Annotated in this window: 18 protein-coding genes and 1 tRNA gene; 2 read left to right on the top strand and 17 right to left on the bottom strand. The window is 47.4% G+C overall.

Going from position 1 to position 18,754, the window contains the following annotated elements; translation table 11 throughout:
- Window positions 1-26: 26 nt before the first annotated feature.
- The 7 genes from ACIKP9_RS00340 to ACIKP9_RS00310 all read right to left on the bottom strand — a co-directional run bounded on the left by ACIKP9_RS00340 (window position 27) and on the right by ACIKP9_RS00310 (window position 8,611).
- Entirely contained in the window at window positions 27-1,412 is a 1,386-nt protein-coding gene (locus ACIKP9_RS00340) for an undecaprenyl-phosphate glucose phosphotransferase (protein ID WP_400877770.1), read from the bottom strand.
- A gap of 10 nt (window positions 1,413-1,422) precedes the next feature.
- Window positions 1,423-2,646 carry an XrtB/PEP-CTERM-associated polysaccharide biosynthesis outer membrane protein EpsL gene (gene epsL, locus ACIKP9_RS00335; protein WP_400877767.1) on the bottom strand — a complete coding sequence of 408 codons (1,224 nt, stop codon included), beginning with the start codon at window positions 2,644-2,646 and terminating at the stop codon, window positions 1,423-1,425.
- Between the two features lie 19 nt (window positions 2,647-2,665).
- Entirely contained in the window at window positions 2,666-3,343 is a 678-nt protein-coding gene (locus tag ACIKP9_RS00330; protein ID WP_400877764.1) for a CAAX prenyl protease-related protein, read from the bottom strand.
- 145 nt (window positions 3,344-3,488) lie between these two features.
- On the bottom strand, window positions 3,489-4,328 hold the full coding sequence (locus ACIKP9_RS00325) for a PEP-CTERM sorting domain-containing protein (protein ID WP_400877761.1): 840 nt from the start codon (window positions 4,326-4,328) through the stop codon (window positions 3,489-3,491).
- 116 nt (window positions 4,329-4,444) lie between these two features.
- A complete protein-coding gene (locus tag ACIKP9_RS00320; protein ID WP_400877758.1) occupies window positions 4,445-5,284 on the bottom strand; it encodes a PEP-CTERM sorting domain-containing protein in 840 nt (279 codons plus the stop codon).
- 356 nt (window positions 5,285-5,640) lie between these two features.
- A complete protein-coding gene (locus tag ACIKP9_RS00315) occupies window positions 5,641-8,268 on the bottom strand; it encodes a TonB-dependent receptor (RefSeq protein ID WP_400877755.1) in 2,628 nt (875 codons plus the stop codon).
- A gap of 266 nt (window positions 8,269-8,534) precedes the next feature.
- A tRNA-Val gene (locus ACIKP9_RS00310) sits at window positions 8,535-8,611 on the bottom strand.
- Window positions 8,612-8,749: 138 nt separating this feature from the next.
- On the opposite strand from ACIKP9_RS00310, the gene ACIKP9_RS00305 reads away from it, so the two are divergent.
- Together ACIKP9_RS00305 and ACIKP9_RS00300 are read left to right on the top strand one after the other, a co-directional pair.
- Complete coding sequence (locus ACIKP9_RS00305; RefSeq protein WP_400877752.1) at window positions 8,750-9,388, top strand: 2OG-Fe(II) oxygenase; 639 nt, start codon at window positions 8,750-8,752, stop codon at window positions 9,386-9,388.
- Window positions 9,385-10,851, top strand: coding sequence for a pyridoxal phosphate-dependent decarboxylase family protein (locus ACIKP9_RS00300; protein WP_400877749.1), 1,467 nt, complete (start codon window positions 9,385-9,387; stop codon window positions 10,849-10,851). The genes ACIKP9_RS00305 and ACIKP9_RS00300 overlap by 4 nt, the downstream gene beginning before the upstream one ends.
- A 76-nt stretch (window positions 10,852-10,927) precedes the next feature.
- On the opposite strand, the gene ACIKP9_RS00295 is transcribed toward ACIKP9_RS00300, so the two are convergent.
- The 10 genes from ACIKP9_RS00295 to moxJ all read right to left on the bottom strand — a co-directional run bounded on the left by ACIKP9_RS00295 (window position 10,928) and on the right by moxJ (window position 18,674).
- A complete protein-coding gene (locus ACIKP9_RS00295; protein ID WP_400877746.1) occupies window positions 10,928-11,431 on the bottom strand; it encodes an SRPBCC family protein in 504 nt (167 codons plus the stop codon).
- Complete coding sequence (locus tag ACIKP9_RS00290; RefSeq protein WP_400877744.1) at window positions 11,428-12,459, bottom strand: vWA domain-containing protein; 1,032 nt, start codon at window positions 12,457-12,459, stop codon at window positions 11,428-11,430. The genes ACIKP9_RS00295 and ACIKP9_RS00290 overlap by 4 nt, the downstream gene beginning before the upstream one ends.
- Entirely contained in the window at window positions 12,456-13,028 is a 573-nt protein-coding gene (locus tag ACIKP9_RS00285; protein ID WP_400877742.1) for a hypothetical protein, read from the bottom strand. Before ACIKP9_RS00285 ends, ACIKP9_RS00290 begins: the two co-directional genes overlap by 4 nt.
- Complete coding sequence (locus tag ACIKP9_RS00280) at window positions 13,013-14,014, bottom strand: vWA domain-containing protein (protein WP_400877739.1); 1,002 nt, start codon at window positions 14,012-14,014, stop codon at window positions 13,013-13,015. Before ACIKP9_RS00280 ends, ACIKP9_RS00285 begins: the two co-directional genes overlap by 16 nt.
- Window positions 14,011-14,883, bottom strand: coding sequence for a hypothetical protein (locus tag ACIKP9_RS00275; RefSeq protein WP_400877736.1), 873 nt, complete (start codon window positions 14,881-14,883; stop codon window positions 14,011-14,013). The genes ACIKP9_RS00280 and ACIKP9_RS00275 overlap by 4 nt, the downstream gene beginning before the upstream one ends.
- Window positions 14,883-15,746 (bottom strand): DUF58 domain-containing protein, encoded by an 864-nt coding sequence (locus ACIKP9_RS00270; RefSeq protein ID WP_400877733.1) that lies wholly within the window; start codon window positions 15,744-15,746, stop codon window positions 14,883-14,885. The genes ACIKP9_RS00275 and ACIKP9_RS00270 overlap by 1 nt, the downstream gene beginning before the upstream one ends.
- Before the next feature lie 31 nt (window positions 15,747-15,777).
- On the bottom strand, window positions 15,778-16,797 hold the full coding sequence (locus ACIKP9_RS00265) for an AAA family ATPase (protein ID WP_400877730.1): 1,020 nt from the start codon (window positions 16,795-16,797) through the stop codon (window positions 15,778-15,780).
- A 138-nt stretch (window positions 16,798-16,935) separates the two neighbouring features.
- On the bottom strand, window positions 16,936-17,211 hold the full coding sequence (locus ACIKP9_RS00260) for a methanol dehydrogenase [cytochrome c] subunit (RefSeq protein ID WP_230346675.1): 276 nt from the start codon (window positions 17,209-17,211) through the stop codon (window positions 16,936-16,938).
- A 98-nt stretch (window positions 17,212-17,309) separates the two neighbouring features.
- Complete coding sequence (moxG, locus tag ACIKP9_RS00255) at window positions 17,310-17,804, bottom strand: cytochrome c(L), periplasmic (protein WP_400877726.1); 495 nt, start codon at window positions 17,802-17,804, stop codon at window positions 17,310-17,312.
- A 27-nt stretch (window positions 17,805-17,831) separates the two neighbouring features.
- Window positions 17,832-18,674: a methanol oxidation system protein MoxJ gene (gene moxJ, locus ACIKP9_RS00250; RefSeq protein ID WP_400877723.1), complete on the bottom strand. Its 843-nt coding sequence runs from the start codon at window positions 18,672-18,674 to the stop codon at window positions 17,832-17,834.
- Window positions 18,675-18,754 lie beyond the last annotated feature (80 nt).

Below are 18,754 nucleotides of genomic sequence, written 5' to 3'. Positions count from 1 at the left end.
TCTCCTCAGACCTGTACCATATCAAATTAATAAGCATTATCTTTTTTAAAAACAACCAGCACCGTCCTAACAATGATCCAAAAATCAAATGCCAACGACCAATGCCTCAAGTAATCAAGGTCATATTCAATACGCGCTTCCATTTTTTCCAAAGTTTCAGTTTCTCCGCGCAAGCCGTTAACCTGAGCCCAGCCAGTAATACCTGGCTTTACTTTATGTCGCAGCATATAGCCACGAATTAATTTACGGTATTGCTCATTATGAGCAATTGCATGCGGCCTTGGTCCCACGATACTCATATGCCCCTGCAGTACATTAATAAACTGAGGCAACTCATCAAGCGAATTCTTACGCAAAAATCCTCCAATTGATGTTAGGCGCTGATCACGCTTTTGCGCCTGTACAACTTTGTCACCGTCTTCCATCACGGTCATAGAACGGAATTTATAAACCAAAATCTCCTCTCCGTTCAATCCATATCGACGCTGTTTAAAGATAATAGGCCCTTTAGATGTCAGCTTTACAGCTATTGCAATAGCTGCAATAATGGGAGAAAGTAATAATAGGATAAATGAGGCAAGAATAATGTCACTAGTCCGTTTGATTAAACTATTAAAACCCGTAAAAGGCGTTTCACAAATTGCTACTACGGGAACACCAGCAACATCATCAAATCTTGCTTGTACTAAATCAAAAATGTAGATATCTGGGACAAAATAGATAGATGCTGTAGTATCTTGCAGCTCTTCAAATAGCTGTCTGATACGTGGCTGAGCAGACATCGGTAAACTAATAAAAATAATTTGTGTATTATTTGCACGCACATAGGGTGCAATATCCGCCATGGAGCCTAAAAGAGGAATATTACGCATTCCTTTAGGATGGCGTGAAATTTCTCGATCATCAAAAATACCCTTTACTTCCATAAAGAGGTATGGATCTTCATTAATACGATTCACTAGTCGAACACCAATATCATTAGCCCCCACAATAACAACTGAACGTACTTCACCATTTTTATGTAAATCAGATGCTATTTTACGAATAGTAAGATGCGCAATAATGAAAATCACCGGGACACTCAAAAACCAGGTGTACACCATATCATCGAGATATTGACTGGAAAGATCTGCGGCATATCCAATAAACACCAAAACGGCAACTACAATTGCCCAGCCAAACAAAATATCACGAAGATAACTCAAAACCTTACCGCTACGCCATGTACGATAGAGATCTAAGCGCTCATACACATTAGAGGAAACAAAATAAGTCAATAGTGCAAGAATTAGATAATACCCATTAAATGGCTCACCAAATAATAAAGTAAATCCGTAAAGCGTTCCTAAAATAATTAATGGATCTAATAATTGCTTAAAAAAAGCAACCAGAGGAATATCATTAACCGTCACTTAATGCTCCTTAAAATTCATATTTCGCAGTAAATGAGAGGCCATTAGAGTCAAAATCAAAATTTTCATTTGATGACTTTCGACTCGCATGAGTTAGAGAAGTATTCAATTGCAATGACTCTATCGGTCTGTAAATTAATGCTAAAGAATAATTTTTATCTTTATCAGATCTCTGCTGACCAAAAATAACATCACCCTCAAAATCTCTTTTTTCATAGCGTATACTTCCCTGTAATGTAATTTTACCAGTGGCATAATAATTGGCATATACGGCTCCACCTTTATTTGCTGTATAGCTAGTTGTCACAAAAGATTGAGCATTATTCTCACGCCAAATTGAAAAATTAAATGCAGTTTTTCCTGCCGGCATCCAACTAAAGTTTCCACGAGCATTGAACACTCTAAAATCACGACCGGAAAGCTCTTCATGCTGACGATCAACTAAACCACCTAGAAATTGCAACTTGGATTTACCGGTAACAGTCCAATCTACATTTAACTTTAATTCATTTTGGTCATAGTTATTACTGAAAGAAAAGCCTTGAAATACTTGGTCAGGCTTAATTCCCTTTGCATGCCGATACACAACACCAACCATACTTTTACTTGGAGATAAATAATCCAAAGCAATTAACTGTGAATTTTCCTCCAAATTGGCAGCTTGTTGAATTTCAGCACTAAACTTCGTTTCTGAATTTGTTATCCCACCTCGAACTCGCCAACGCGGATGAAAAAGCCATCTAGCCTCAAATGAACGACGATCTTGGGTTCTTGTGTTTAAAGCCATTACACCCTGCTGAAAATCGGAAAATGGGACCATGGCCTCTTTGTGATAGATTTCAACATTTCCATCCCATCGCCGACCAATGCTCCAATCCCATCGACCAGTCAACTCTTTACCATCATTGTCTAGCTCAGAATTCCTATCATAGGTTGATCGATTAAGATTAACATTTGCAAAAATTTTCTGTTGACTGATTTGCTTATCTAATATAATTCCAACACTTTTTACAAATACAGTATCTGAAGTATCAGAATTTCCCGTTAAACTTAATGCACGTTGCTTACTGTTGAACCTTCTTAAATTATCATCATAAGAATAAGTCGCGCTCACGTAGGGACGGATTACATCCCCTTCCAAAGCATATAGCCGTGAACTAAACCCAAAAAATGATAATCCTTCTAATGTAACCAGAATTGCTTTTTTTAGATTAATTGATTGAGATAACCGCAAAGAAGTGTTTCCCCAATTATTACCAGTAATGCCAATTACCGGTGTAAATGACCCAAACTCCCAATATGCCGTTTGTCACCGCATGGGCGATGATCGGCATCCATATTTTTCCGCTACGGATATAAAGCAAGCCGTATGCCAAGCCAGCCAGCAAACCGGCAAGCCACTCGGTGTGCTCTATCGCGAACAATGCGGATGAAACAAGCAAGGCCAAGATACTTGCCTGCCGCGGGTCGACGTTGAGGAAGTGTTGATTATGAATCCAGCGCATCAAGAAGGAACGCCAAAACAATTCTTCCATGAGGGGCACTACTAGTGCGGCCCCTATTAATCTTGTCGCCATTAGCAGACAGACATATTGCCCATTCCCTGGATTAAAGCCTTTAGATTGGTCGCCAAGCAGCATCCATGGCGCATCTAAGCTGATCCAGACGACAAATACTAGCACACCAATCAGGCTTGCGCTCAACCACTCACGCCACCGCAATTTAGCTATGCCAGAGAGCTCAATATAATAGCTACGCAAAGACCAAAGCAATAAAGCAACCAAGCCAACCTTGACACCATAAAGCCAACGTATATCAAGACCAGATGGGAGATATGGCGCAAGAATATCCACTGTCGCCATAAACAGCATATACAGTGCGAATGGAGCAATTCTGCTCCAGATATTGGGGTCAAGCCTTATAGGAAGCATTTGCCAGTAATAGAAGTAAACCCGACCATGATACAAAAATTCAGCCGCAATCGACACAAATTCTCATTTGAGTAGTCTGTTTGGACTAAAAAATAAGTCGGCATAAAGCCGACTTATTCGATACTACTGCTGTACTGAGATAGATTTATGACAAGTCGTTATTTTTACGACGACGTGCAACAAAGCCCATCAGGCCGAGGCCGATCAACATCAGTGCATATTCAGATGGCTCTGGCACTGCGGCAATCGCAGCTACGCGATAGCCACTTAGCCATATCTGCTGCGACACGCGACCACCTTCGCTACTGGAAGCTCCCTGAATAATACCAATGGCATTGCTGCCAAATTCATAGGTGTATTTAGATGCATCGACGCTGAGGAAATAGATGCCGGAGTTGGGATTATCTTCGCCGATGCTGACATCAGTGCGGATAGCTACTTTATCCAAATCCAGATAGGCACCCGCGGCAGCGTTGGCTGCGTTGTAGGGAGTGACATAGCCTGAGCGGGATGGGTCGCGCAGGCGGTAGCCATCTTCAGCACCACTGTAAATACCTTCAGCAAAATACCAGGCTGCAGAAATGGTTTCCACCTCAGCAAAACCGGTCCGCACGATGGAGTTGATTTCGGAAATGCCACCACCACCATGGATATTGCCTGCGGGATAATTAGGCAACAACTGGAAATAGCTGCCGATAATCAATTGATTGCTCGTGGCATCAATCCAGACAGTATCAATGAAGTTGCCCACCTTAATGCTATTGTTGATGGGGGAATACACCGAGGTAGTCATGGTCGCCTGCTGAGTCCAGCTTGATGGAATACCACCTGTGAGGAAGAATGGATCTGTGAGTACGTTATTGACACTACCTGGCGTACGGGCGCCTGTGTTCAGGATATCGACGAAACCACCAGCATAGGCGCTGCTGACACTGATGAGTGCCAGTGTTGCACCGGCAATAGCTTGTTTGAATACTTGTTGCATGTTGTAAATCCCCTCTTAATTTGAGTCATCGCCTGATCAGCAGGCAATGACTCCGTTCTTGATTAAATGCTGTTCTCCATAGTGCTCAGCATCAGTTGACACTAAGCAAACTGGCTTCAAGCCAGGTGCTGCTTTTTACGACGTGTTGCCACAAAACCAACCAAGCCAAGGCCAATCATCATCAAGGCATATTCGGATGGCTCGGGCACCGCCGCTACTGTGGGCACAAAGCCGCCAATAAAGCCACCAACAACAGCTTGGCCTTCTTCACCAGCTTGGTAGTACCCAATGGCCTTATTACCCAGGGTGTATTCCGTGGCATCGGTCTTGACCAAGTAAAGACCGCTGTACGGGTTACCCTCACTGACGCTGATATCCGACTTCTGACGAATCGCATCACCATCGAAAGCCACACTGCTGGCAAACGAATGATCATCCGTACGGCCACTTTCATACATGCGCAAGTCAAAATCCGACAGGAACAACCAGGCGGATGAAGCATCAAAGCCTTCAAAACCGTAGCGATACAAGAAGTTGATTTCCTGCCCATTGTTGACTTGGTTGATATAACGCGTACCGAATACCAAAGAGTTATCACTGCTGTCGCGGAACACGAAATCATAGATGGTTGCCTGAGCAATGCCTGGCAAGAGTTCAACACCACTATTGATACGGTAATCCAGCAGCGTCAGGACGCCTGCACCCGCATTGGCGGTATAGGAAATAGAAGTCGCAATCAGTTGAGCAGGGTTACTACTGTAACCACTCAACCAGCTATAACTGGTTGCATTGAGGTACAACTTATCTCGCAGCGGGTTGTTTGCACCGACCACCAAGCCGCCATTGGCGGCGCTTAATGTCGCCAAATCATCGCGCAGGTTCACAAAGTCACCCGCATATGCCGATGATGCTGAAACCAGCATGGCAGCGATTGCCATCGACTTAAAATTCATCATCAATCTCCTTTTCATTGGTTTACACAATCCCTATTAGCGGGATTGCATCGGAGACAGTCATGAAAAACTAACTGTCACGGATGCATACATTGCAACTTCCAGGCCTGAATCATGTGCACCAGGAACAAGAAAATCCGTAACAGCGTCAGCAAAAATTAACAATAAGATACAAATTACTTACAAATCATTTACATATACAATTGGAAAATCTCAGGAAAACGGACAAAATTTCTCAGGAATTAGTCCTAATGGACTAATGCACTCCATGATTTTTCTTCGCATTTCATTGGCTCTATCCCTTTAATCTTCGGCTGAAAATAACCAAGGCGGTTAACTGCAACCACCAACAACCACCATTACAGCCTGGGGGAAGAACTCGCATTCCCTTTTTTCCAATTCAAGTCGAATGACAAACCAACCCACACTGCACGGGGAGCCCCGGGACCGATGAAGGTAGTGTTCTGCCACTGCGTCGTGTCTGGGTTGAAACCACCATTGGAGCCAAAAGGATTACGTCCCAGATCACCTGCCGTGGAATAGTCCTTGTTGAAAATATTGTCTGCTTTCATGAATAGCGTGATGGCATCATTGAATTTATAGGTAGCTCGCAGGTTAAACACTGCATAACCCGCTATTGTCCCCTTGCCGATGTAGTCGTAAGGGTCGCGGTCATAAGGCTGCGCACCACAAGGGTTACAGGCATGCGAAGCCTCTCTTGGCTGGTGTTCGTTGTTTTCATTGCCACGCACAAATGAATATGAATGCATGATCATGCTCAAGGTGGCATCAAACCTTTCAGAAAACTGATAATTCCAGCTCGCCTGAACAATATGTTTTGGCATACCGGTCAGATAATCACCCGGTTCAATATTGACGTATGCCTGTAATGTGGTTGGCGAGGTATTGCTGCTGTTATTGGGATTAATTGCATTGGCCGCTGATTCAAACGTGGCGAGCAAATAGGTGTAGTTGAGACGTAACTTACTTTTTCCCAGTTCACCACTCATGCCAAGCTCAATCCCCTGGCGCAGGGTTTCACCAAAATTATCGAATACGCCACGATTCTTACGCCCTAAAGGCATAAAGAGAATGTCATCTTTCAGTTCCGTCGTGAACACACCAGCATTCCAGCTAAAGCCGAAGTGATTGCCACGCAGTCCAGCCTCATAAGAGGTAGACCTCACCTGCTTGAGATAGGGATCGGCAGACAAGGAGGTCGGGATTGAACAGCCATATTGGTAATTGGTGCTTGCTGGCTGGCTATCTTTAGTATGATCACGCGCGCAGCCAAGCTCGATAATAGTAGGCACGCGAGCCCCTCGACTGATATTGCCGTAAAGGCTGAAATTCTCGAGCACTTCCCAAGCAATACCGATAGAGGGATTGAAGCTGCGGTATTTGTAGTCTCCATCCGTGCAAACAAACCTAGCGAAAGTCTCAAATGGATCAGTAGGTAAGGCGCAACGCTGCCTGGCAGGATTGAGCAATCCACTGCCACCAGGGTTCAAGGGATTAAATTCAAACTGATACAGTGAGTTACCACGATCCGATATCAGATCGTTCACTACACGTGACCAATTAAAGCGCGCACCGTAAGTTAAATGGACATTATCCTTAGGCGACCAAGTATCACTGAAGAACACCCCCTTGGTTGTACTGTGCCCATTGAGGTTGTTGCGAATCACAGGATATTTAGCGGCATACATGCCCTCTAGATAAAAGGCCTCATCCCTGACCGGCACAACCTCGTGTTTGGCATTAATCTCACCGTACATCTCACGCTGACTGAAGGTGATCTTGTTTTTATCTACACCTGCACCAAAGACTATCTGGTGACGCCCCACATCCCAGGCCGCCTGCACACTAAAACCAAAACTATCTTGCTTCAAGTTGGAAAAGTTGAATGTGCCATTGATGTAATCAATATTGGTCCGGCTGAACAGCTGCTGATATTCATCATAAAAATCACCATTCAGCGCCGCCTGATTCATTTTCCGCTTGTAAGCCAATGCAGAGATCGTAAAGTTGTCAGAGACATCCCATCTGCCATTCAAATTGTAGTGATCCAGTTTGTTGGTGGATTCGTCCGGTGAAGTGAATACCCATTTGCGGTTGGTCTCTGCCATTTCAAACGGCAGCATGCCGTTGCCAGTCAAGGCGGTGTTCACATTCAATGCGCTCAGGTTGATTTCGCCCTTAGGTAATTTGACCGTAGCATTGTTATACAACTGACGCAGGTTACTGGGCGAGTTTCGCCGCCAGCCATCCTCCTCGAAATGGTTATAGGCAGTGAATAAGCCGATGATGCCATTATTGATACCATTGGAAACCTGCACCTGTTGCCTGCCCCATGCACCGCTAAGCAACTCGCCCCTGGCATGGTTGTCACTAAAGCCTGTCTTGGTGCGAATCGCCAAGGCACCGCCCAAGGTATTCAGCCCAAACAAGGGATTGGATCCCGGCAAAAGATCCATGGTGGCAATTGCATTCATAGGCAATAAATCCCAATTCACCACATCGCCAAATGCCTCATTGACCCGTACGCCATCTAGATAAACAGATACGCCTTGGGGAGTCCCAATCATGGGAGAAGCAGTAAAGCCACGAAAATTGAGGTCTTGCTGGAAAGGATTGCCAGCATAATCGTTGATACTCACCGACTGCATGTTGTTATTCATGAACTCGGTGATATTGATGGCGCGTGACTCAGCGATCTCTTTTGCAGTCGCACTCTGGATATTGGTAGCAGCCTGGTCTCTCTCAATACCGACGCCAGGCAATGGACTGACAATTCTTACCCGGGGAGCACGGATAACGATTTCCTCAACCTTGATCACAGGCTCAGGAATACTCTCCTCCGCCTCACCTGCAACATCAGAAGCTTCAGCAGCAGCTCCCGAAGTCGCGCTGGCGAAGATCAACGTGCAAGATAGATGAATCCATCCCCATAGGCACCTTCTGCCCAATCTACTTTTTGCTGCCACAAACACTCTCCTTCTCCATCATCTTGTTTTTTCTAATGAATACCGGCTTTATAGCCAGCTTGGAAAGGTTGCAGCAAAAGTTAAGCCATCCAAAGAAACATGACCTAACTCTATGTTTTAATAATATTTAATTAAACCCGTCATGAATGAATCACTGAAAGATTGGTTGTATACATCCGGGCATGGCTATAGCCACTGGCTGTATGCAACCAACATGATGGCTGGAAAAGCAAAAAGCCACGCAATATGCGTGGCTTTTTGGAATTTGGTAGACCCGAATGGACTCGAACCATCGACCTCTGCCATGTCAAGGCAGCGCTCTAACCAGCTGAGCTACGGGTCTATATGCTCTTGGAGAACAAGAGAGCTGCGCATTTTAGCGCAATGCCCTTGGCTTCGCAATCCTGAGAGCAAAAAATCTGGCCGCCATCTACCAAGGTCACCCCGTTATAATAAGGATACGTTTTCATCAGGTTTTTTCATGCTTCCTTTTGCCAACATCAGCCAGCATATTGAGCACATTACCCACTCCCTTGCCGAGCAAGGCTACGTGATCATCCCCGATTTTCTCCCTGACGACTTCATTAGCGCATTACGTAAAGAGGCCTTAACGCTACAAGCGGCAGGCAAGTTAGCGCGCGCTACTATCGGCAAGGCCGAACATAACACGCTGGATCACAGGATACGTGGCGATTTGATCCACTGGCTGGATCATGTTGATGCAAGCGCCGTGCAACAGGATTTTTCCCGCATCATGGAAGCTTTGCGCGAATCGTTGAACGAGCATCTTTTTTTAGGACTGTTCGAGCTTGAAAACCACTTTGCCATTTATCCACCAGGGGCAATATATAACAAGCACCTGGATCAGTTCCGTGGCAACGAGGAAAGGCAGGTAAGCTGCATTTTGTATCTGAACGAAGCCTGGGAAGAAAAAGATGGCGGTCAACTGCGTCTTTACCTAGATGGAAAAGAACCCACCCCTTATATTGATACCGTGCCGCACGGTGGTACTTTGGTCGTGTTTCTTTCCAGTCAATTCTGGCATGAGGTGCTACCTGCATCCCATCCTCGCATCAGCCTCACAGGATGGTTTAGAAAGCGTAGTTCAACGCTACCATGACCTCCCCAGAACTTAATCGCCTCTTTGATACTGAGCAGTTCAGGGCCAGTGGCCATGCATTGATTGATGCGCTTGCAGAACAACTAGCGCTTGAATTACAAGGCAATGCTAGCTTGATTCAATGGCAATCCCCACTAGATGCTGAGCAGGCATGGGAACAAGAGATGCCAGAGCATCCAGTGCTTGAGCCCCATCAGTTGTCTGCTTGGTTGCAGCAAGAAATTTTACCTCGGCAGCTAGCCATGCATCACCCACATAGCATGGCGCATCAAGCAGCACCGCCACTACCCTTAGCGGCTCTTGCCGACTTGGTCGCATCATTTAGCAACCAGGCGATGGCGGTCTATGAAACCGGCCCGGTTGCCACCTTGATTGAACGCCAGCTTATTCGCTGGCTAAGTAGCATGATAGGCTGGACGCATGGAACGGGCGTGCTCACCTCGGGAGGAAGCCAAGCCAACCTCACTGCTTTGCTTGCAGCACGGCAAACAATAGACCCTCACATTTGGGATAAAGGCATCACGACTGTCAGAGGGCCATTGCGCATCCTCACCTCAGCACTGTCACATTACTCGATCAGCCGTGCAGCAGGGATGATGGGGCTGGGAACGGAGGCAGTCATTGCCGTTGAAGCAGATGCCAAAGGCAGGATGTCGATTGAGGCATTAAGACAAGCTCACCAAGCGTGCATCAAGCGAGATGAACATGTCATGGCTGTGGTCGCAACAGCGGGCTGCACGGCGACAGGTAGCATCGACCCTTTGCAAGCCATAGGCGAATACTGTCGCACACAAGGTTTATGGCTACATATTGATGCTGCACATGGTGCTTCCGCACTACTATCAACACACCATGGCTCCAAACTGGAAGGGATTGCGCTAGCAGACTCTGTCACTTGGGATGCACACAAATTGCTCTACATGCCCGCCACGCTCTCTGCCGTACTTTTCCGTGACAAGGCAAGTAGCTATCGCGCATTTGCTCAGGATGCCTCTTACCTATTTCACCAAGAGGATGATAGAGAAATTCAAGACTTCAATATCAGCGCCAGGACGCTGGAATGCACAAAGCGCATGATGGGCCTGCAATTATTAGTGGCTTTCAAGCTTTATGGCCGACAAGGGTTAGCTAGGCTGATCGAGCATGTCTTTTTGCTGGCCGAGCAGTTTGCTAGCTTAGTCAGCCAGACCGCAGGGTTTGAGCTCCTGATGCCTCCTGAAACCAATATCATCTGCTTCCGTTATCTTGGCAAGCAAGCATTGGCGCAAGGCGCGCTTAATCGACTGCAAGCAAACATTCGCCAATCGCTTTTGCACCAAGGGTTATTTCATTTAAGCCAAGTCAGCATTGATGAAAACACTTGGCTCAGGTGCACCCTCATGAACCCGTATACGCAAGCCGTACATCAGGCAGAGTTATTACAGCATATCCAGCAAATTGGGGATGAACTACTAAGCTCCTGACATAAAGTGTCACCCAATAAAAAGGGCAGGTATGTCACCTGCCCTTTTATCTATCTGATGTCAGATCAATCGTGATTTACTTGCCTGACTCCAAGCCAGCAAGACCAGCCTTGATGAAGCTATCCACTGCGTTTTGTGCAGTTTCGTCGTCCTGACCTTCAGGCGGCTCATTACCAGTATCAAAACGGTAGAATCGTGCCATCCAGCTTACCTTAGCGTTGCTACCGTCTGCTTCAACCTTGATACGGCCTGTCAAGGAACTCACAGGCAAGGCTTCCAGCGCGATTTCACCACCGAGACGGTAGTTCAATGTCTTGTTTGCTACATCTAACTCATCCACCTGCTGCTGAATCTTGCCGCCATTCTTCAGCGTAATGTTGGATGTTTTGTCATCGACAACTTCGCAAGCCTTCACTTCAGGATGCCATTTGGCAATGCCACAAGGCTCGGCAATCTTGGCCCATACGGCATCTGGAGCAGCCTTCACTACAACAGCTTCATCCGTTTTGCGAGGCGTAGGGCCGTGTGCAAACGCAGGTGCCGCAATGGCAAGGCTGAGTACAGCAATAAGTAACTTCATCTCTTTTTAAACCTCAAATGTTGTTGAACGAAATCAAAAAATCTTGGTGGCATGAAGAATGCCAAAATCAGTAACAATGCAGGCAAGGCAAACCAGGGTCTTAAATCAGTTTTACCAGAGCGCCAAGTTGCCATACTGGTCGCTGTCGCATCACTAGCGAATCCATGAGGAGAATCCAGGCGCTTGTATTTCAGACCTGTGGTCTCAGCCAATTGTTTCAACTCTTTTTCATTAAGTCCGGACAAATTCGCTTTGGTATCTTCTGCTGGGTTGCGTCCATGAGAGGCATTACGGCGATTAAGGCCGTCATCATCCTCTTCGACCTCCATGTCTTTTTCCATGTCATGCACAGACTTGGAAGTGAACATGCCAAAGGTAGCAAATCGCATCACCTCTTCTAGTTCCCAGTAGCCAATGATGTTGTCATGCTCATCCAGCTTAGGAATTCTGCTGAGCTCCTCTTTTCCTGTGCCGACAAGAATACCTCCCACCTCTCCAGGTTTACCTTCGAACTTGGGCAGGTAATCAGGGTTGGATGGCGGTGCTTGATGTCCATCGGTGAAAAATGCCAGGTGAACATCCGGCCCCAACTTGGCAGAAAGCTCAATGCCACTTAACACCCCATGCGTGATGAATGAGTCAGCAGCCCAGGCCATGCGCCAATCCATATGATCTATGGTCTGATCCAATGCCGAAAAATGCGCGCAGACCTCCAGTGGGCGCACAATATTTTGCGCACCTCGCTCGGTGAACATACCCAGTGCCACAGTTGAGCCGCAAGGCAGATCACGCAGAGCCTCACGCATGGCCTTTTTGGATAATTCCAGCCGACTGATACTTTTACCATCTAGCGTGTAATCACGCACATTCATACTTTGCGTGATGTCCAGCACAAAAAACCAGTCAAACACCCGGCGCGGCAAGGTCGCATGCGGGCTTAGCATGGTAACGGACAGCAATATCACGCTGGCCAGCATCATGCGGCCTCGCAAATCTAGGCGAGATAATTTCCAGTGCTGCAAAATCAAGGCATCCCTCTAGGAAAACCAGGAATCGAAGGCCAACCATCAGGGCGCTTTTCGTCTTCCTTCACTTCATCATCATCCTCGTTGTAGCGATTGGGCGTCTTGACGCCGGCAAACGTGGGGGAGAGTCTCAATGCAAGCTCCAGATTGTATTTAGCCTCAATCCACTCTGGGTCAATCAACAGAGCCTTGCTGTAGTTTTCCTTACATAGTGACATCAACGGGCCGACCTTATCCCAGGCCACATATCCTTCACTTTCGAGGGTATCAACACTTTGTGCGAGGTACAGGTTGCCAGAGTTGAAATAAGCCGCCTTGCGCAACGCGTCATCCCCCTTGGCTGCTGCCTCAATATATAACTCCAGGGCTTTCTCTGTCTGGCCCTGCTCAGCCAGCAATGCGGCATCGGCAAACAACTCCCTAGCGGACTGGCCTCCCTGCAACTGCCCGGCTTCAAGCTTGTGGTTGTAAACGCTGGCACGATACAAGTTCAGACCACTCCAGACGAGGCCTGCAATAGCCAATACCAGTAAAAGCAACATCCAGGGAAACAACCTTAAACGGCGCGCCATCTCTTAACCTCCGTCAGGTGTAGGGCGAATAAAGCTGCAACACACAACAGCGACAATAAATAAAATATCCAACTCAAATCCTGGCGCGCAGCTGCTTCGTAATATTTCACGGGCTGGTTCTTCAACTCTGCAATATCAGCCAAAGCCTCTTCCACCGCTTTAGGGCTCTCGGCTTCATAAATATGGTAGTTCACACCCAAGGACTTGAAATAATCATGTAGCTGGTGTTCTGGATAAGCATCAAGATCTTCATCTTCAGGAGCGCTTTTGATGCTTACGCCATTCGCTGAGCGCAGATACACCCAGTAAAGAGAGGCTCCTTGGCGGTGAAACATTTCACGCAAGGTATCTTGCGTTTTCACATCCAAGTGCGCGCCACCATCAGACACCAGCAAGATGGCACGAGCACCGGTCACCGGACGCCCCTCAAAATAATCCAGCGCCATGCCAAGACCGCGCGCAACAGCAGTGAAACCCATACCACCTGCTTCAGTGGCACGCAGTGCCGCCAGCACCGCTTCACGATCACCACCCAAAGGAGCAACCAAGATAGGAGAAGTGCTAAAGGTCACCATACCAAGCAAATCTTCCCTGCTCTGGTTCACAAACGATTGAAGTACGCGGCGGGCTGCCGACATTTTTGATTCACTATCATTCTTGGCAGAATCAGCAAAGCTGTCATTCATGCTGGCACTACGATCCAGCACAATCATGACGTGCGCTCCGCGCCCGACTTTTTCCAACTGTTTTTCACCCCAATATGGCCCAGACAATGCAACCGCTATCGCAGCGATTGCCAACGCTCCAGCCCAACGCCAGAAACGTTCGATCCAGAGCGAAAGCTCATCCTCGGGTAGGCGTGAAATGGATGGATAAGGAAAAGCAGCGTGCCCGCGCACAAGCAAGGGCACCAAGGCCAGAAGCAGCAATAGCAGCCAGCCTGGCGCATGCAAGCCAGCACCCGCATTCTGGAGAAACTCGTTCACGGCGTCTCCATCAGGCTCAACTGACGTGCCAATTTCTCTACTTCAGGCTTGCTGATTGTTTCTGACTTACCGGCGAAAAAAAGCTCTTGTGTCGCGAGAAAGAATTTTTCTATTTCCGCCTGTAATGGCTGTGTTTCAGGATGTTGGCTGAAAAAATGCTTGAGGCCTTCTTGGGTAACAGCTGTATTAGCATAGTCATTGAAAGCACGGCTCAAGATACGCATGGATTGCGGCAACGCCTCTTGTTGCTTGCCCAGGCGTCGAATTTCGCGTTGCGCCTTGCGGAAAGGACTCGCATGTTGTGTTTTAAACGGCAAGCAATCAAAACGCCAGGCAAAATATAAAACCGCTACCAGCAATCCCACAATAGACCAACCTAATTGCTGCAGGATGGGCTGCAATGGCTGAATTTGAGGCTCAATGGCTTCGCGCGGCGTTGCCTGCTCCTTGGTCAGCATCGTGGGCAACATTGGTGCCATCAGGATTTCTGCCGGTTGCAAGCGGGCTACCAATATTTCACTGCCCTGGCGGAATTGCAAATCCAGCGCACGTAAGGGGATAGGCCGCACATCGCGCAAGGTGCGGAATACTTGCCAATCAAATAGGAAAGTATGCTTAATACCCTTGCTGACTCGCTCGGTTTGATGTGTGACATCACGCAGCTCAATATGAGCACCAGCTCCCAGACGCTTGGGCAGAGAACTCTCATCAAGCTCAAATCCCGCTGGTACGATGACTTCTACTCGTTGCTCAACCACATCCCCTACGCGATAACCAATATCGCGGATGAAAGACTGGGCATTAATGCTTTTCTCGGCAGCAAAAGCAGGCAAGCTCAGAAATAGCAAAGACAACAATACACGTCTCATTAACTAGCCTCCAAAAGATGACGCGTCAGCAAGCCAGCATCAAATTTATCTTCAATGAAAAATGGTGCGCGGGCACCGTATTGCCGACACAGCCTCTTGAGTTCATCCTTGCGGGCAAGGTAGCGTTGCTCAATTTCACGCTTGAGGCTACGACGCAGGAATATGGACCGATCACCCCCACCCTCCATATCGCGAACACGAGCCCATCCCCAATCGGGAAGGTCACGATATTCACTGCTATCCCAAAGCACCAATGGCACAACATCATGAGTGGAAAAGCTGGACAAGGTATTACTCAGCAACGCTTCATCCAGGTGAAAATCTGAAATCAGAAACACAAGGGAGCGGCTTGGGCGCACCTGCTCAATGGCTTTGGGCAAGCCTTTGGCGCCCGATTGCGGGTGGATGTCGGCGTGTAATATTTTTTGGTGCAACTCGTGCGCCAAGCCACGCCGGGAAGATGGCGGTGTAAATAGATCCTGCCTCACGACATCATCACAGGCCAATAGCGAAAAAGCATCACCATGACGCGTGCTAGACCAGGCAATCGCTGCCGAAATATCCGCCAGCAATCGCTTTTTTTCCGCATTCCCGGCAAAACGCATAGAAGCTGACATATCCAGCAAGGCATACACAACGATTGCGCCACGCTCGAAGAAAGATCGCACCACGTAACGTCGCGGAATCACTCTCAGGCTTGCACGCAGATCCAAACGGCGTGGATCGGGGTTATCCATGAAGGGGACATGCCCGGCAAAGTCTGTGCCGCTACCTGGCGTACGTGTTGCATGCGCACCCGGCTGAGCACCGCGAGCGCGCCAACGCAGGTGATAATAAAATTCCTGGGGTGTGAAACTTGCCACAATAATGCTTGCCTGTCAGGGCCTGTCCAACTTAAGGCGCAGGGATCTTGTTGAGTACGCCGCTCAGCAATGCAGGGGCAATATCTTCACGGCGCAATTCATACGCGGGTGTAAAGAACACACGGTGCCCCACGGTCTCAGGGAAAACAGCGCGAATATCATCGGGAGTAAGATAATCTCGGCCTTCCAGCCACGCACGGGTACGTGCTGCGCGCATCAACATGGCCATACCACGAGGACTAGCGCCACCTGCCACCAAGCGAGTGATATCAACGTCCTCAATCTCGATGCCAAGACGCTCTGGGTGACGCAAGGCCTGCCAGATGTTGACAGCGTAATCCTGCAAGGCCAACTCGGCGCGTACATTTTCTTGGATCGTCGCTGATACTGCATTGAGCTTGTCGTAGGGCACAATGCCTGGTTCTAAGGTCTCAATCAAAGCATCCGCATCGTGGAAACGTGTGCTGAACATCAAGTCGCGTTGCAGTGCTTTGTCTTCAGGCGCAGTCACTGAGATTTCCATAAAGAAACGATCACGTGCAGCAGCAGGCAATTCAAATGTTTCTTCACGCTCAAGGCCGTTACGGTCAGCAAACACAGTGAGATGAGGGAAGAAATAATCACGGTTGAACGCATTGACGCTACGTTCAGCCATCAGCCTTAGCAACAAAGAATGTGCTTGTGGGCGGGCGCGATTGATTTCATTGAAGAAAAATACAGCAAGATTTTCTTCATGCCGCAACAATGGGCCGGGCGCAACAGCTGGTTGACCGTTTTGATCAATATAAGCATGGTAAAGAAAATCACCAGGCATGAGATCAATAGCGCCCTCAATCCGCTGGTAAGCACCACCAAGCAAGCGGGAAGCTGCTTTCAGCAACGTGGTTTTACCTACCCCGACATCACCTTCCAGCAGGACATGACCACGGGAGAAAATGGCGATTGTCAGTGCCCGAACCTGTTTCTCCAGCCCCAGCACTACCTTATTGGCAGATTGCTCAAATGAGAGTGCACGCTCACGCCACTCATTCAGATTTATTTGCTCTTGCATCTTATTGCATCCTGCTGACTGAAGATTTTATTTGAATGACACTTAAGAAAATGTCATTGAAATAAATCACCATATCGCGCTTATGAGTAAAAAGGCTGATGTCCGTATCCGGACATCAGCCTTCGACATATCACAAGCTTACTTCACGTCAAACTTGAAACTGCCAGTTGCCTTTGCATTGGCAATACGCTTTGCATTGCGCTCATCAATTGCCTTGATAGCAGCTTCTTGCTTGCTGAGTTCAGCAGCATCGTGCTTAGGATCGTACTTGGAACCAGCAATCTTTTCAGGATAGCCAGGCTTAGCTTCCCAGCAGTTGCCAGCTTCTTTACAGGTTTGGCCGTCATATGCAAAAGCAAGGCCAGAGGCAACCATCGCACCTACGGTTGCTACTAATGTCAAAACGCGTTTCATTGATATCTCCTTGTGTTATGGTTGCTGGTGGTACTACTTATCTACCGGTGCCACCAGTCAGCATCCCGGTAGAATTCCTAATACACGACTAATTGCAATTACCCGTTGCGATGCTCAAAAGTATCGACCGCTTTCTTTGCCTTTTCTGGCTCAGTTTGCAAAGCACGCACCCAGCTCATTACATGCAGAATTTCATCAGGCTCTAGCAAGCCTTGCTGAGGACCCATTTGACCGGCTGCACCGCCGTAAATAGTCTCAAACAAACCCTTGTCTTCAAGGTTGGTTGGATATGTCCAGTAGTCATCACTCAATGCAGGACCCAACTTGCCTTCAGCCAAGTGACCATGGCAACCAGAACATGCGGTAGCAAAGATCACATAGCCCTTATTCAAAGCTTCCTGGTTACCGTTGTATGGATTAATACCAGTGTTCTTGAACTCCTTGAACTGAGGACTTTCTTCCTCACCGGTAAAATCCAAAGGCTCACCAGAAATGGTGCCGCGAAAATCCAGATCTGCCTGCGCAGGCATCAAGGCAAAACCTGATGCCAAAAACACACTCAAACCACCTGCAACTGCTAATTTTTTAAACATTTACTACCCCGGAGTTACACAAAAAAACTAGATCGGCAAAAGAGGAATGTGCTCTTTTTCAAGAACCGCATTAATCTCTTTCTGACTAGAGGTAATGGCCTTGTCCAATTCAGCTTTTAAAGCCTCATCCCCAAGCCTTACACCCATCACCGTTTCATACTGCATTGGAATCTTGCTGCCATTGGCACGCTGTGCATTGTCTTCAATCAACACCATATTCAATGGCGTTGTAGACTCTGCCACATACTTGGCCACACTAGGCGCCCACAGTGCTGCAGCATGCAAGCGCATGGCAACTACATCATCCACCAACTTGCGCTCATCAATCTTGATGTAGCGATTACGGGTGGATTTGAAATCTGTCAGTTCGGTCAGATAGTCGAACATGTCGTCAAAACGACCAATCTCAAGCATCATGTTCTTAGCTGGACTATCGGGAAGAAAACCGAGTCGGAAGTTACGCTCCTTGAGATATGGATGATCCCAAGAATGAATATCAATCTCTCTGTCCTTACGTGTTACAAACACATAGCCAGATTTGTAGTAGGTCTTGGTAGTCAGCACCCTTGGGTCGCCTTTATCCAATCCCAGTAAAACATCGCACTGCTTCTTGTCTAGAAAATCCCTAACTGCGTAGCGAGCATCAGACCACCAAACGAATGAGACCTTGCGATTCATCGCCTTGCCAATCACCTTGGCAATTTCATTCTCAAAACCTTGTTGTTTGTCATTCGAGTAAGGCAATTCATCCTTACCAGCGCATACTTTCAATTCATCAGCTGCTTGAGCCTGCAAAGCAATCATCCCAGCAAAACCAAGAAGCGCAGCTTGAACAGCATTAATACAGGACTTCTTATTAACAATATGCATGTGTACTCAATTCCAAAACACAATTTCATTTAGATACCGGGGCAGACCTGCTGCCCCGGAATATCACATCAGCTTGCTTT

This window comes from Methylobacillus methanolivorans (genome assembly GCF_044751345.1).
Classification (GTDB): Bacteria; Pseudomonadota; Gammaproteobacteria; order Burkholderiales; family Methylophilaceae; genus Methylobacillus; species Methylobacillus methanolivorans.
This window is presented reverse-complemented; position numbering and strand designations above follow the sequence as displayed.